This window comes from Microvirgula aerodenitrificans DSM 15089, assembly GCF_000620105.1.
Lineage (GTDB): Bacteria > Pseudomonadota > Gammaproteobacteria > Burkholderiales > Aquaspirillaceae > Microvirgula > Microvirgula aerodenitrificans.
The window spans coordinates 1-14012 of sequence record NZ_JHVK01000005.1 but is presented as its reverse complement, the minus strand read 5'-3'; the positions used below and the strand labels follow the sequence as shown (position 1 = coordinate 14012).

16 protein-coding genes are annotated in these 14012 nt (G+C 64.8%); 6 read left to right on the top strand and 10 right to left on the bottom strand.

The genetic code is table 11. The annotated features are described in order from the left end of the window. Nucleotides 1–70: 70 nt before the first annotated feature. Nucleotides 71–550, top strand: a complete 480-nt coding sequence (locus Q352_RS0107065) for an OsmC family protein (protein WP_028498744.1) — start codon at nucleotides 71–73, stop codon at nucleotides 548–550. Further along, the gene (locus tag Q352_RS0107060; RefSeq protein WP_028498743.1) at nucleotides 547–945 is read left to right on the top strand and encodes a GFA family protein; all 399 of its coding nucleotides are present in this window, start codon (nucleotides 547–549) and stop codon (nucleotides 943–945) included. The genes Q352_RS0107065 and Q352_RS0107060 overlap by 4 nt, the downstream gene beginning before the upstream one ends. Nucleotides 946–971: 26 nt before the next feature. Here the strand turns inward: Q352_RS0107060 and Q352_RS0107055 are convergent, their stop codons facing one another. From Q352_RS0107055 to Q352_RS0107045, 3 genes are read right to left on the bottom strand one after another with little or no spacing between them, the layout of a single operon-like run. Further along, nucleotides 972–1907 carry an alpha/beta hydrolase gene (locus Q352_RS0107055; protein WP_028498742.1) on the bottom strand — a complete coding sequence of 312 codons (936 nt, stop codon included), beginning with the start codon at nucleotides 1905–1907 and terminating at the stop codon, nucleotides 972–974. 2 nt (nucleotides 1908–1909) lie between these two features. After that, on the bottom strand, nucleotides 1910–2794 hold the full coding sequence (locus Q352_RS0107050) for an alpha/beta fold hydrolase (protein ID WP_028498741.1): 885 nt from the start codon (nucleotides 2792–2794) through the stop codon (nucleotides 1910–1912). Nucleotides 2795–2833: 39 nt separating this feature from the next. Beyond that, nucleotides 2834–3889 (bottom strand): sugar phosphate isomerase/epimerase family protein, encoded by a 1056-nt coding sequence (locus Q352_RS0107045; protein WP_028498740.1) that lies wholly within the window; start codon nucleotides 3887–3889, stop codon nucleotides 2834–2836. Nucleotides 3890–4056: 167 nt separating this feature from the next. On the opposite strand from Q352_RS0107045, the gene Q352_RS0107040 reads away from it, so the two are divergent. Next, nucleotides 4057–4608: a TetR/AcrR family transcriptional regulator gene (locus Q352_RS0107040; RefSeq protein WP_028498739.1), complete on the top strand. Its 552-nt coding sequence runs from the start codon at nucleotides 4057–4059 to the stop codon at nucleotides 4606–4608. A gap of 7 nt (nucleotides 4609–4615) precedes the next feature. Here Q352_RS0107040 and Q352_RS0107035 read toward each other — a convergent pair whose 3' ends face one another. The 4 genes from Q352_RS0107035 to Q352_RS23265 all read right to left on the bottom strand — a co-directional run bounded on the left by Q352_RS0107035 (nucleotide 4616) and on the right by Q352_RS23265 (nucleotide 8420). Then, nucleotides 4616–5947 (bottom strand): MFS transporter, encoded by a 1332-nt coding sequence (locus Q352_RS0107035; RefSeq protein ID WP_028498738.1) that lies wholly within the window; start codon nucleotides 5945–5947, stop codon nucleotides 4616–4618. Nucleotides 5948–6014: 67 nt separating this feature from the next. Then, entirely contained in the window at nucleotides 6015–6974 is a 960-nt protein-coding gene (locus Q352_RS20120) for a DMT family transporter (RefSeq protein ID WP_036385596.1), read from the bottom strand. An 87-nt stretch (nucleotides 6975–7061) separates the two neighbouring features. After that, nucleotides 7062–8192 carry a serine/threonine protein kinase gene (locus Q352_RS0107025; protein ID WP_028498737.1) on the bottom strand — a complete coding sequence of 377 codons (1131 nt, stop codon included), beginning with the start codon at nucleotides 8190–8192 and terminating at the stop codon, nucleotides 7062–7064. A gap of 87 nt (nucleotides 8193–8279) precedes the next feature. Next, nucleotides 8280–8420 (bottom strand): hypothetical protein, encoded by a 141-nt coding sequence (locus tag Q352_RS23265; protein ID WP_156952487.1) that lies wholly within the window; start codon nucleotides 8418–8420, stop codon nucleotides 8280–8282. Between Q352_RS23265 and Q352_RS0107020 the strand changes: the two genes are divergently transcribed. Beyond that, nucleotides 8419–8619, top strand: a complete 201-nt coding sequence (locus Q352_RS0107020; protein WP_028498736.1) for a YqaE/Pmp3 family membrane protein — start codon at nucleotides 8419–8421, stop codon at nucleotides 8617–8619. The two genes, Q352_RS23265 and Q352_RS0107020, sit on opposite strands and share 2 nt — an antisense overlap. Before the next feature lie 12 nt (nucleotides 8620–8631). Here Q352_RS0107020 and Q352_RS0107015 read toward each other — a convergent pair whose 3' ends face one another. Next, a complete protein-coding gene (locus Q352_RS0107015) occupies nucleotides 8632–8988 on the bottom strand; it encodes a winged helix-turn-helix transcriptional regulator (protein WP_036385594.1) in 357 nt (118 codons plus the stop codon). A gap of 99 nt (nucleotides 8989–9087) precedes the next feature. Between Q352_RS0107015 and Q352_RS0107010 the strand changes: the two genes are divergently transcribed. After that, nucleotides 9088–9837 (top strand): SDR family oxidoreductase, encoded by a 750-nt coding sequence (locus tag Q352_RS0107010; protein ID WP_028498734.1) that lies wholly within the window; start codon nucleotides 9088–9090, stop codon nucleotides 9835–9837. 36 nt (nucleotides 9838–9873) lie between these two features. Here Q352_RS0107010 and Q352_RS0107005 read toward each other — a convergent pair whose 3' ends face one another. Both Q352_RS0107005 and Q352_RS0107000 read right to left on the bottom strand, forming a co-directional pair. Beyond that, entirely contained in the window at nucleotides 9874–10416 is a 543-nt protein-coding gene (locus Q352_RS0107005) for a cysteine hydrolase family protein (protein ID WP_028498733.1), read from the bottom strand. A 254-nt stretch (nucleotides 10417–10670) separates the two neighbouring features. Next, nucleotides 10671–11456, bottom strand: a complete 786-nt coding sequence (locus tag Q352_RS0107000) for a MetQ/NlpA family ABC transporter substrate-binding protein (protein ID WP_028498732.1) — start codon at nucleotides 11454–11456, stop codon at nucleotides 10671–10673. A 336-nt stretch (nucleotides 11457–11792) separates the two neighbouring features. Between Q352_RS0107000 and Q352_RS0106995 the strand changes: the two genes are divergently transcribed. Continuing rightward, complete coding sequence (locus tag Q352_RS0106995; protein WP_028498731.1) at nucleotides 11793–12875, top strand: extracellular catalytic domain type 1 short-chain-length polyhydroxyalkanoate depolymerase; 1083 nt, start codon at nucleotides 11793–11795, stop codon at nucleotides 12873–12875. Nucleotides 12876–14012 lie beyond the last annotated feature (1137 nt).

Below are 14012 nucleotides of genomic sequence, written 5' to 3'. Positions count from 1 at the left end.
CATGTCCAGAATCGACGCCTTATAGCTGGTGTGAGGGCGCCGGCAATACCCGAAAACCGAAAGGACCGACATGGCTGAATACGGTGCAGAAGTACTCTGGCAACGCGACGAGCAGGATTTTCTGGGCAACCGTTACAGCCGCCGGCATGTGCTGCGTTTTGATGGTGGTGCGGAAGTCGCCGGCTCCTCGTCGCCGCATGTCGTGCCGCTGCCGATGTCCGATGCCTCGGCGGTCGACCCGGAGGAAGCCTTTGTCGCGTCCCTGTCCAGCTGTCACATGCTGTGGTTCCTGTCCATTGCTGCCAGGCGACGTTTCTGCGTCGACCGCTACTTCGATGCGGCGGTTGGCGTCATGGGCCAGAACGCGGATGGCCGGGTGGCAATGACGGTGGTCACGCTGCGGCCGGAGGTACACTTTTCCGGTGAGCGGCTGCCGACGCGAGAGCAGATCGAACAGATGCACCATCAGGCACATGATGCGTGCTATATCGCCAACTCGGTCCGCAGCGAGGTGCGTTGCGAGCCGGTGTTCGACCGGAGTGATGCATGAAGGGCAGCTGTCTGTGCGGGGCTATTGAATACGAGATCGACCGCATCGACATGCCGATCGGGCATTGTCATTGCCGGACCTGCCGCAAGGCCCACGCAGCGGCCTTTGCGACCACGGCGGGGGTCATGCGTTCGCATTTTCGCTGGCTGAAAGGCGAAGACCTGCTGTCGGGCTTCGAGTCCTCTCCGGGCAAGTGGCGGTATTTCTGTTCGCAGTGTGGTTCGCACCTGGTAGCGGAACGTCCGCACCAGGCGCATGTCATTGTCCGTGTGGCGACGCTCGACGACGATCCCGGCCTGCGGCCGCAGCAGCATATCTGGACCGCCGATTCGCCGCCGTGGCTGGCCGGTGACGATCTGCCCCGCTGGCCGGCATGGCCGGCGGAGCGGGCATAGCCGGAGGGCGGGTCTGTGGCCTCCGGCTATGCCAGCGCCTGCACGACCAGGCTGCCCGCGCGCTCGAACAGTCGCCTGGCCGCCGGTGTCAGGCCCGACATGTGGATGCAGGCGTGGATCATGCCGTCCAGTTGTTCGGCACGGGCCTCGACGCCCGCCTCGCGCAGACGCCGCGCATAGTCGATGCCCTCGTCGCGCAGCGGGTCGTATTCGCAGACCAGAATGCTTGCCGCCGGCAGTCCCGCGAGATCGGGCGTCTGCAGCGGGGATGCATAGGGCGAAGCGCCATCCGCTGCGGATTCCAGATAGACGGACCAGCAGAATTGCATGATGTCGCGGGTCAGGTAGTAACCGCTGGCATGGCGTGTGTACGAGTCGGTGTTCATGGCGTGATCCAGCGCCGGATACAGCAGTAACTGGTGGGCGATTGCCGGGCCGCCGCGATCGCGCGCGAGCAGGGCGGCGGCGGCAGCGAGGTTGCCGCCGGCACTGTCTCCGCCCACCGCCAGCCGGTGCGGGTCGATGCCCAGCGTGTCGGCATGACCTGCCGCCCAGACCAGGGCGTGATAGACGTCTTCGAGCGGCTGCGGAAACGGGTGCTCCGGGGCCAGCCGGTAGTCGACGGACAGCACGACGCAGCGGGTCGCATTGGCCAGTGCCCGGCACGGATTGTCATACAGCGCCAGCGAGCACTGGAACCAGCCGCCGCCGTGCGCAAACACGATGGCCGGTGCCGGTGCGGACGGCTCGTCCAGCGTGGCCGGGCGGTAGATGCGCACCCGCAGCGGATACCCGTCCGCCGTGGTCGTCACCAGGGTCGTGATGTCGGTGACCGCTTCCGGCGGTCCTTGCAGGCTGGCCAGCTCAAGGTCGGACGCCTTGCGGATTTCCGCCAGTGGCGGCAGCGCGGATGCAGCCGGCCGATCGGCGAGGAATGCGGCCATTCGGGTGTCGAGCGGCATGGTCAGTGGCCTCCGTCCAGGAAGGGCAGCAGGTGGGCGATAAACGCCTGATCGGCTTCCTCCATGATGAAATGGCCGCAATCCGGGATGATCGCGCCACGCAGATTCGTCGCATGGTCGCGCAGGGTCAGCAGTGGGGCGTCATTGGTGGCGAACTCGGCGCCGATCGCCAGTACCGGCATCCCCAGCTTCCGCCCGGCGCGCACCCGGTTCTGGCGGATGGTTTCCGGGATGGCCCGGTAGTAGGCAAAGCCGCCGCGCAGGCCGCCGGGTGCCGAGTAGGCCTCGATGTATACCCGGGTTGCCACCCGGTCGCGGTGATGTGACCAGGTATCGAACACATAGCTCAGATAGGCCGTCTCGCGCCCGCCAGTCAGCGCTTCCGGCAGGTCCGCCAGCTGGTTGAACAGGAAATGCCACAGGAAGACGTTCTGCTCCGGCGGGACGAAAATCGACGGCGCCGTTGCCAGTCCGGGAATGACGGCTTCAGTGACCGCCAGTCGCTGCACGACCGTCGGGAAGTCGCTGGCCAGCGCGTAGCCGACCCACATGCCGACATCGTGGCCGACGACCTGATAGCGCTCGTGACCAAGAGTCTGCATGACCCGGTGCAGGGTGGCGGCGATGCTGCCGGTGTCGTAGCCGTCTTGCGGCCGGTCGGAATGGCCGGTGCCGGGCGGGTCGACGGCAATGGCCATGAAACCGTGGCCGGCGAGTGCCGCCATGACATGGCGCCAGGCGAACCAGGTCTGCGGCCAGCCGGGAATCAGCAGGACCGGGCGGCCGTGGCCGGCGCAGACGCAGTGCACGCGGTGGCCGTCGATGCGTACATAGCGGTGGGTGAAGGAAGAAGTATCGGGATGCGGTCTGTCGTTCCGGATTGTCATCGGTATGGACTCGGGAAATAAGGAAGGGGCGAAAAGGGCTCAGGCAATGCCGAGCATGGCGTGGATCTGTGCCCGGTCGACGGCGGCACCGGCGAAGTCATCGAACACCTTGTCGGTCACCCGGATGATGTGGTCGTTGATGAAGGCGACGCCTTCGCGCGCGCCATCCTCCTGGTCCTTGAGGCAGCACTCCCATTCCAGCGTGGCCCAGCCCTGATAGTCGTACTGGGCCAGCCGGGAAAAGATCGCCCTGAAATCCACCTGGCCATCTCCCAGCGACCGGAAACGGCCGGCGCGGTCGACCCAGTTGCTGTAACCGCCATAGATGCCCTGCCGGCCATCGGGATTGAACTCCGCATCCTTGACGTGAAACATGCGGATGTGGTCGCGATACCGATCCAGGAAAGCCAGATAGTCGAGTTGCTGCAGGACGAAATGGCTCGGATCGAACAGGATGTGGCAGCGCGGATGCCGGCCGACCCGCTCATGGAAGCGCTCGAAGGTGGTGCCGTCGTGCAGGTCCTCGCCCGGGTGGATTTCGTAGCACAGATTGACTCCCTGTTCGTCGCAGGCATCGAGAATCGGGCGCCAGCGTCGCGCCAGCTCGTCGAAAGCGGCGTCGATCAGCCCGTCCGGACGTTGCGGGAACGGGAACAGGTAAGGCCAGGCAAACGAGCCGGAGAACGTCCCCATCTCGGTCAGGCCCAGCCGGCGTGAAGCGCGGGCCGCCAGCGCCAGTTGCTCCAGTGCCCACTCGGTCCGTGCCTGCGGCCTGCCGCGCAGCACGGCCGGAGCGAAGTTGTCGCACAGGGCATCGTAGGCCGGGTGTACCGCCACCAGCTGACCGAGGAGGTGGGTGGTCAGCTCGCTGATGACCAGCCCGTGCCCGGCCAGCAGGCCGTTGATTTCGTCGCAGTAGCCCTGGCTGTGCGCGGCGGTTCTGACATCAAACAGGCGTGCGTCCCAGGCCGGGATCTGCAAGGCCTTGAAGCCGGTCTGTGCCGCCCAGCCGGCCATCGAGGCCAGGCTGTCGAAGGGGGGTGTGCTGTCGCTGAACTGGGCGAGATGAAGGCTGGGGCCCTTAATGGTCTGCATGATTTTCCATGTCCTAATTCTTTGTCGATCGACAAAGAATAGAGCGAGATTCCCGCTCGCGTCAAGTGCGGACCGGGTTAGAATTCCGCCAGTCGGCATGGACGGGCAGGAGAGCAATGGCGGGACGACCAAGGGAATTCGACCGGGATCTGGCCTTGAAAAGGGCGATGACCGCGTTCTGGGAACGCGGCTATGAAGGCACGTCCATGGCGAGTCTGGTCGACGCACTGGGCATCGCTTCGGCCCGCATCTATGCGGCATTCGGCAGCAAGGAGCAGTTGTTCCGCGAGGCCGTGGCGCTGTACGAGGCGGGGGACGGCGGCTTCGCCACCCGCGCGCTGGCCGGAGAGCACTCGGCGCGGGCGGCGGTCGAGCGCCTGTTGCGCGACGCAGTGACGATCTATACCCGGCGTGGCCATCCGCATGGTTGCCTGGTGGTGTCGGCAGCGACCAACTGCACGGTGGAGAACGACGGGGTTCTGGACTGGCTGGCCGAACACCGGCGCCAGCGCACCCGCTCGATCATCGACCGGCTGCAGGCAGCGAAGGACGGTGGCGAGTTGCGGGCCGATGTCGATGTTGCCGCACTGGGTGACTATTACGCCACCCTGCTGCACGGCCTGTCGGTGCAGGCCCGGGATGGCGTGAGCCGGGCCCGGCTGCTGGCCATGATCGACCCGGCCATGGCCGCGCTGGATGCGGCGCGGGTAACGGCCTGAGACGAGCTCAGCGGTCGTCCAGCGGCCGGTGCGCCGTTTCGTGGATGCAGCGCATCGCCAGCAGGGCGACGACCGAGGCCAGAACCAGATACCAGGCCGGTGCCAGCTTGCTGCCGGTGACGCTGATCAGCCAGGTGGCAATAAATGGCGCGGTGCCGCCGAACAGCGCATTGGCCATGTTGTAGCTGAAGGCAAAGCCGCTGTAGCGGACCCGGGTCGGAAAGATTTCCGACAGGAAACTGGCCAGCGTGCCGTCGTTCAGCGTCAGCAGCGCGCCAAACACGATCTGGATCAGGATCAGGGTCAGAAAGCCGGCATGGTCGAGCAGCATGAACAGCGGCACGGTCAGCACGATGAAGCACAGTGACGCGGCAATCAGCATGGTCTTGCGCCCGAGCCGGTCGGACAGCGCGCCGGACAGGAAGATAAAGCCGATATAGGCGGTCAGCGACACCGTCGATGCCATGAACGACTCGGTTTCCGGCACGCCGAGCTCTGCTGACAGATAGGTCGGCATGTAGCTGAGGATCAGATAGAACGCGACCGCGTTCAGGCAGGTGACACCGAAAGCGATCACCACCTTGCTGCGGTAGGTGGTCAGCAGCACCCGGATCGGGATGGCGCTGTCCGGGGCCTTGCGTTCCATCTGGCGCGCCATGCTGCGGAACTGTGGCGTGTCCTCCAGGTGCAGACGGATATAGCGGCCGACCAGACCGAACGGGGCGGCCAGCAGGAACGGCAGTCGCCAGCCCCAGCTGTGCAGCTGCTCGGTCGTCAGCCAGGCATGCAGCATGACCACGAACAGCGAGCCGAACAGCAGCCCGGCCGCGGTGCTGGCCGGCACGATGCTGGCATACAGGCCACGCCGGCCTTCCGGCGCATACTCGGTCAGGAAGGCGGCGGCGCCTGCGTACTCGCCCGAGGCGGAAAACCCCTGCACCAGGCGGATCAGCAGCAACAGCAGCGGCGCCAGCATGCCGACCTGCTGGTAGGACGGCAGGAAGGCAATGCAGAAGGTGGCGCCGGACATCAGCAGGATGGACAGCGACAGCGCGCTGCGCCGGCCGACGCGATCGCCGAGATGGCCCCAGAAAATACCGCCCAGCGGGCGGATGACAAAGGACAGGGCAAACACGGCGAAGGTGGCCAGCAGGCCGGTAGTGGCATCGCTGGCCGGGAAGAACACCACGGCGATGATGGCGGCCAGATAGCCATAGGACGCGTAGTCGAACCATTCGACGAAATTGCCGATAAAGCTGGCGGTCGCTGCCCGGCGCAAGGCCCGGGGCGGATCGCTGGCGTGGGGGGCGAGAGGCTGTCTGTCGGTCAGGGTGGTCATGTTTTTCTTCCCGTCGGGGTCGAGGGGCACAGTGCGCGTGCCGGGAGCGGGGAACCGGGGTCTGGCGTCAGACCGGTCGGGTTTCCGGTACTTTCCTGCGCTTCAGACCGCGGCCGAGCAGGCCGATGGCCATCTCGCCGGTGCCGCCGGCAATGATCAGCAGCCCGCCCAGCAACTGCACCGCTGACAGCACCTCGCCATACACCAGCCAGCCGATGAACACGGCAGCAACCACGCACTCCCAGTACGACACGCAGGCAAACTCGGCCGCCTTGAGATGGCGGGTGGCGATGGTGCATGCGCCCAGCGCGCCGAAGCCGCAGACAATGCCGATGCCGATCCACCACAGCCAGTCGCTTGTCGCCATCTGCGCCACGCCGGGGCGGGTGAACAGGAACAGGATGCTGATGCCGGCCAGCGCGAACACGAAGTTCCAGAAGGCGCGGGTTTCGCCGGGAACATCGGTGCGGAAGCGGCCAAAGAACAGGAACAGGCCATAGCCGACGCCCGAATACAGAGCCAGCATGTCGCCGACGAAGGTCTTGCTGGAAAACGTCATGCCGAAGTGAACGCCACCGGCGTCGACCGACACCAGCCCCACAATCAGCATCATGCCGGCAAACACGGCTGCCATTGCGAACCAGGTGGCGAATTTCATCCTTTCCTTGAGAAAAATCACAGCCAGCAGGGTGGAAATGATCGGCCCGATATAGATAAAGAACACCGCATTGGCGATTGAGGTCAGCTGGGTCGCCGCGATATAGGCCGACAGGCAGTTGCCCATGAAGAAACCGCTGGCGACCATGCCGGCCGAAATGCGGTAGCTGCGCAGCTCGGACAGCCGACCCTTCCAGGCCAGGATGGCGAAGAACAGGATGCCGCCGCACAGCATGCGCGAAAAGGCGATGAAATCGCCCTGAGCATCGATATGGCGGGCGAAGAAGCCGACGAACCCCATCAGGGTGGCGGCGATAAAGGCATTGGCAAAGCCGAGTTTCTTGTTGTCGGCCGGGACGGCAGTGGACATGGCGAAGCTCCTGGGGGATGTCACGTGGCCAAAAAGCCCGGTCATGCAGGCGAACGATGACCGGGCTGGCGCGGGTGATGTCCCGGGTTACACGCGGGTGATGTCGTTGAAATCCTGTTTCGGGAAGTAGTCCAGGCAACTGCCCTCGCGGTACACGTCCGCCGTCGAGCAGTGCAGGCCGCCCCCGAACGCATAGGCGTCACGGAAATGCACCGGGATCACGTTCATGCCCAGCTTGTCCATCTGTTCCAGCTGGTTCACTTCGGACGCTTCGACGATCACGGTCTTGTGGTCGAGCACCAGGCAGTTCATCGACAGCCACACCGAGCTGTAGCACAGCGGCGGCGGTTCCTTGTGGGCCGGCATGGCAGCTTCGACGATCTGCCAGTCATTCTTCTCGAAGATCTCGCGCTGTGCCTTCGGCAGCGGCCGGTGCGGGTTGTTGATGATCAGGCCCGGGCGCAGCGGCACGAAGGTCGCGTCGATATGGATCGGGTACGGGTCGCCGGGGAAGTTGACCGCATGGACCCGCAGTTCCGGGTAGCGGCGCTTGAACCATTCCATCGCCTTGCGGTTGGTGGTCAGCCCGTGCTGGATGAACAGGTCCTTGCCCAGCCGCATCACGTCGGCGGCATCGAACAGGATTTCTTCCTCGGTGGTGACGAAGTCCTTGTTCGCCGTGCGGACCAGCCGCTCTTCCAGCGAGATCTTCTCGTCGTAGTAGTTGTGCTTGTACGACTTGTCGGACAGCCGGGGACGCGGCGCCTGGCTCCACAGGAATTCCGGGTCCTCGTTGAAGTACTGCGACAGCAGCGGACGGAAGGCCAGGTATTCCCAGTAGCGGCAGCGGAACGACATCGCCGCTTCGATGATTTCATTGCCGATGGTCAGCAGCGTGTCGCGCGGCGGCATGCAGGTCATCATCGAGCCGGTGCGGAAGTCCGGGGTAATGACCGGCTGGTTCCACTGCAGCGGTTCCGGACGGTCCACCCTGACGCCGCGCTCGGTGAGGATGCGGGCCAGATTGTCGAGCTGCGCATTGGCCTTTTCCACCGTTTCCAGCGGGCGCGGACCCCACATGCCACGCATCGGGCTGTCGATCGGTACCTTTTCCGAAGTGGCAGGTTCTTCCGGCGGCACGCAGCTGTGATCGGCACGGCCGACAATGACGTGTTTCAGCGGATCAAAGTCATTCCAGGAATTAACGATCTTGGTCATGGTAAATCACCTTTTCTCGTGTGGATGTGTGTCTTGCACGCCGATATTTGTACGCGCCCACCCGAGTGCTGCCATTCCAAAAACCGTTCAAAAAATGTCAAATACTGACCAAGTTGAATCTGGCGTGATGTGGGTCGGCTTGATGATGCCGACGGCATTGTGGCAAGGTGCCTGACGGGTAGCGGCGACGCCGCGTCCGGCTTCCCTGTCTTGTCTGGAGAGATTCATGCGCTTGTTGCTCGCCATTTTCCTGCCGTGGCTGCAGTTCTTTACCATTGGCCGGCCGTTTTCCGGCCTGTTCTGCCTGCTGCTGCAGCTCACCGTGATCGGCTGGATTCCGGCGGCGATCTGGTCGGTCTATGCGCTGAGCCAGTACAAGACCGACAGGAAAATCGAAAAGGCGCTCGGCGCCCGGCGCCGCCCCTGAGCGCCTGCGGCGTCAAGCCTCCGCGCCGAGGTCGGCCGCGTGCGTACGCATCCAGTCGGCCAGTGCATCCAGTGGCGGACGCAGGGTCTTGCCCAGGGCGGTGACGGTGTATTCGACCCGGGGCGGCACCTCGGCATAGACCTGACGCCGCAACAGCCCCTTCTGTTCGAACAGGCGCAACTGCCGGGTCAGCTCTTTCTGGGTGATCGGCGCCACCGCGCGCTGCAACTCGCCAAAACGGACCGGCCCGTCGATCACGATCAGCCGGTACAGGATCGGAATCGCCCATTTGCCGGAAATCAGCCCGACAAACTGCACCATCGGGCAGGGTTCCGGCGGCGTGTCCCGCTGTGCATGATTCGTCGGCATGGCTATCCAGTCTCCTCTTTGGTATCAAATTGGTGCCTACTATACATTGGGTACCAATGCGTTGACACTGGGGTTTTGACACAGAACGGAGACCCTGACATGCCACGCCTGCAAGGCAAGACCGCCCTCATTACCGGTGCCACCAGCGGCATCGGCCTGGAAACTGCACGCCAGTTCCTGGCCGAAGGCGCCCGGGTGGCGATCACCGGCCGCAACCCCGATGCGCTGGCCGCCGCCGGCCGCGAACTCGGCGAACACGTGATCCTGATCCGCAGTGACGCCGGCCAGCTGGCCGACCAGCGCGAACTGGCGCAGCAACTGGCCGCACACTGGTCGCAACTCGATGTGCTGTTCGTCAACGCCGGCGATGTCACGCACCGGCCGGTGCAGGACTGGGACGAGGACAGCTACGACCGGCTGATGGCCACCAATCTGAAAGGCCCGTTCTTTCTGCTGCAGGCGCTGCTGCCGCTGCTGGCCAATCCCTCGTCGGTCATCCTGTGCGGCTCGGTCAGCGCCCGCATCGGCCTGCCGCAGAGCAGCGCCTACGCCGCCCGCAAGGCCGGCCTGCTGTCGCTGGCGCGCACGCTGTCGGGCGAGTGGCTGGCGCGCGGCATCCGCGTCAACGGCCTCAGCCCCGGCCCGACCCGGACCTCGGCGCTGGGCAAGCTCGGCCTGCCGCCGGAACAACTGGCGGTGCTGAACGACGAGATCCTCAAACTGGTGCCGATCGGGCGCCTGGGCACACCGCGCGAACTGGCACAGGCCGCCGTGTTTCTGGCATCGGACGAGGCCGGGTTCGTGGTGGGGACGGAGTTGCTGGTGGATGGGGGAGTTGGCAGTCTGTAGCGCGGGGAAAAAAGGCCTTGCTCCCCGGCCCCGCACTCAAAACCGCACCTCCTCCGTTTCCATCAACCGGGCCAGCGGCCCGCCCAGGGTCGCATTGTGGTGGGCGACGATCGCTTCCGCCGTCAGCAGCGGGGTGTCCATGCAGGTATGGGCATCGGCGACCAGTAGCGCCTGCAGGCCGAGTTCGGTCGCCACGCGGCAGGTGGTGTCGATGCAGTATTGGGTTTTCATGCCGGCGATGACCAGTTCGCGGATACCGGCCTGTACCAGCCGGGCCTGCAGGCCGGTGCCATGGAAGCAGCTGGGCCGGGTCTTGTCGAAGACCGTGTCGCGGTTTTCATCCACGTCCAGTGCCGGCAGCAGTTGCCACAGCGGACTGCCGGCCTCGATCGGGGAGCCGGGCGCGCCGGTGTGGCGGGCGGCGAAGACCGGTGCGCCGGCCTCGCGGGCAGCGTGGATCAGCCGGTTGATGTTCGCCAGCACGCGGTCGCCGTGCCATGGTCGTTCCGGGCCGTGAAACAGGCCGACCTGCATGTCGACGATCAGCAGTGCGCGCGGTGCGGGGTGGGCGGGATTCATGCCGTTTCTCCTGAGTGTGCCGGCACGGACGGAGAAACGATCAGGCCCCGTCCGGTGCGGGCGGGGCCTGTGGGACAGTGCGCGTTATCGTGCCGATACCGCTACCTCACGACCCGCCATAAGCGGTCGCGGTGGTAGTGAGAGTCTGCAGGATGCTGTTCATGCGCCAAACCTACCGGCGGGCAGGGCGGGTGTCAATGCCGGGGAGACGCCCCGGAACATGGCACCGCCCGGCTGGCTGTCATCTGCCCGGCTCAGAATGCCGGGATCACCGCACCCTTGTAGCGGCTCTGGATGAACTGCTTCACTTCCGGGCTGGCCAGGGCGGCGGCCAGTTTCCTGATGGCGTCACTGTTTCTGTTGTCGTCGCGGGCGACCAGCAGATTGGCGTACGGGGAGCGGGTCTCGACAAACAGCGCGTCGCGGGTCGGCACCAGTCTGGCTTCCAGTGCGTAGTTGGCGTTGATCAGCGCCAGATCGACCTGATCAAGCACGCGCGGCAGCGTGGCGGCTTCCAGCTCCCTGAACTTCAGGTGTTTCGGATTCGAGGTGATGCTCTTGACCGTCGCGGTAATGTTGCTCGGGTCTTTCAGCGCAATCACCTTGTTCTTGTCCAGCAGCAGCGCGCGTCCGGCGTTGACCGGATCGTTCGGAATGGCGACGGTGGCGCCATCCGGCAGATCGCTGATGCGCTTGAACTTGCGCGAATAGGCGCCGAACGGCTCGATATGGATCGGCTTGCTGGCCGCCACCAGATGGGTGTTGCGGGTCTTGTTGAACTCGTCCAGGTACGGAATGTGCTGGAAGTAATTGGCATCGAGGCGTTTTTCCTCGACCTGCACATTGGGCTGCACGTAGTCGTTGAAGACCTTGATATCGAGATCGACCCCTTCCCGGGCCAGCGTCGGCTTGATGGCTTCGAGGATTTCGGCATGCGGGACGGCGGAGGCGGCGACGGTAAGCTTGACCGGTGCAGCGGCGAAGGACAGCGAGGCGGACAGCAGCGACAGCGCGGCAGTCAGAGTGGCAAGGCGTTTCATGTTCCGGGACTCCTGGGTCTGGTCGGTCCGGCCGGGGGCCGGATGGCAAATGGCGATGCGTCTCGTCAGCGGTGCCGACATCGGCAGGAAGCGCTGCGTGGCGTGATGGCGTCAGTCACGAAGAAGTCCTGTTGTCACAGTGGAAAGGGGGAAAATCGGCTACGGTGTCGGTACACCGTTGAACGCACTTTACGCCGCTCCCTTAAAACCGGAAAAACGATTAAATGGAAAACAAATAACAAAAAGTGCTTGGAGTGAACGCGTGATCGGGCGGGAAACCAGCCCGGCATCCCGTCGCTGCCAGCGGCGGGGCCGGGCGGACAGTCTGGAGAAGTAATGGGACGCAAGCGCAGCAAACCGGTCAGCATCTGGACCGCGTTGTCCGATGCCACAACCAGAAGCGCCACCCGCCTGCAGCGGGCGGTGGCGCGCAGCATGGTCAACGCCGCTGTCGAACAGGCCAATGCCGCCAGCCGGGCCGCGCGCAAGGCGCTGACCGGCGTGGCATCGCCCACCGCGACGCCGACCAGTCGCGGCAGCGGGCGCTGGGAAAGCGGCCAGGGGGGCCTGGGGCCGGCCCTGATGCGCCGCTACCTGGTCTTTGTGCCGGCCGGAGTGACGCCTTCGCGGCCGGCACCACTGCTGCTGTTGCTGCACGGCTGCAAGCAGGACGCCGCCAGCTTCGCGGCGACGACCCGGGCGGCGGCTCTGGCCCGGGCAGAACGCTGCATCGTCCTGCTGCCGGAGCAATCGCTGCACGCCAATCCGTATCGCTGCTGGAACTGGTTTCGCTCCGATACCCAGGTGGCGGGCGAGTCGGCCATCCTGATGGCGCTGACCGAGCAGGTCAGCCGGCGCTATCCGGTGCGACGCGAGCGGCGCTATGTCATGGGACTGTCGGCCGGTGCCAGCATGGCGCTGACCCTGGTCCTGCAGTTTCCGGAACGCTTTGCCGCCGTGGGTGCCCATTCCGGCGCGGTACCGCACAGCGCCAGCAATGCGCTGCAGGGCCGGCTGGCGATGCGCGGCGACCGCGAACCGGACCTGGCCAGCCTGCGCCTGCGGCTGGCGGGGGGGCGGTTGCCACCGCTGATCGTGCTGCACGGTGACGACGATGCCGTCGTGTCGATCGACAACGCTGCTGCGACGACTCAGCTGTGGCTGGACCTGCTGCCTGGCGAAATGCCGCAGCCCGGGCCGACGCGCACGCTGCAGCGCGGCGCGCGGCGTGCTTTTGCCCAGACTGACTGGATGCTGGGCAGCACCTGCCATGTGCGCCAGATCCGGATAGCGGGGCTGGGCCATGCCTGGAGTGGTGGCGCGGCACGGCAGGCATTTTCTGATCCGGGCGGACCTGATGCGCTGACACTGGCCTGGCGTTTCTTTGCGCCAGGGGTCAAGGCCGCCAGGCGTCGCTGACAGGCGGCTGAATCCGTGCTGGATGTTACCGCGCCGATTCGCCCCCCCCGCTTTCTTTCCTTCAGAATTGAATGCGGAATTTAATCGGTTAAAGAATTTTCTTGAAAATAAACAAGCATTATTACGTGCCATGGCTGTGGTTTTGCAATGAAATTACAGCGTATTCCTCTTGAGTGATTGTTTCGCTGATGGTCAAGTGATCACTGCGTTTTTTGCCAGCTCATTTCGGGCAATTTTCATCAAAACATTTCGATGGCCAGCACGCTCCGTATTGGATTTGCGTGCCATGGCCATGCGGTTTCTGTCGGGTTTTCCTCCGATGGCGGACTGCGCTATTAATCTATGGAGGTTATTGTGAAGAATGCATCCACGGGATCCAGGGGCATCAGCGGGTCATCCGCGCGGAATGGTCATTGGCGTAAACCGCTTCATGCAAAACGGCGCCGCCGGCTGGACCGTTTCTGGCTCGGCGTGCTGGTCCGGCGACAGTCTGCACTGCAGTACCAGCAGTGGCGAAACGGCCGGGCGATGCCGGGCTGGTTGCGCTGGATGTTTGCCGCCGTACTCCGTGGCGGGCGTGCAGCACTGCTGACGGCCCTGGTCGGACAGGCTGCCATGGCCGGTCAGGGCAGCCGCGGCGACACGTCTGACATTCAGGTCGCAAAAGCCATGGCCTGCGGTACCGACCCGCTCACCGGGCAGCCACTTCCCTGCCTCCGCCAACTGGAGGAGAAGGCGGAAGGCGGCGGCATGAGCATGCCGTCGATAAGCACAATCGGGTATGCGCTGGCCGCAGGGGGGGGATTGCGTTGCTGGTGTCGGCGGGCGGCGGGGGATCCTCATCGGATGACAAGCAGAAAACCTCGGGAGGAAAGGGCGCTGCGCCTGATACCCCGGTTGCAACATCGCAGGTAAAGGGCGTGGCCAGCGTTAACCCCAGCCGTAATCCGGGCGACGATACTGGCGGCGCGGGAGGAGTAAATCCGGGTGACGGTACTGGCGGCGCGGGAGGAGGCAATCTTGGCAGCGGTCCTGGCGGCTCAGTAGGCGGCAATCCGGGTGACGGTACTGGCGGCGCGAGAGGAGTAAATCCGGGCAACGGTACTGGCGGCGCGGGAGGAGGAGTAAATCCGGGCA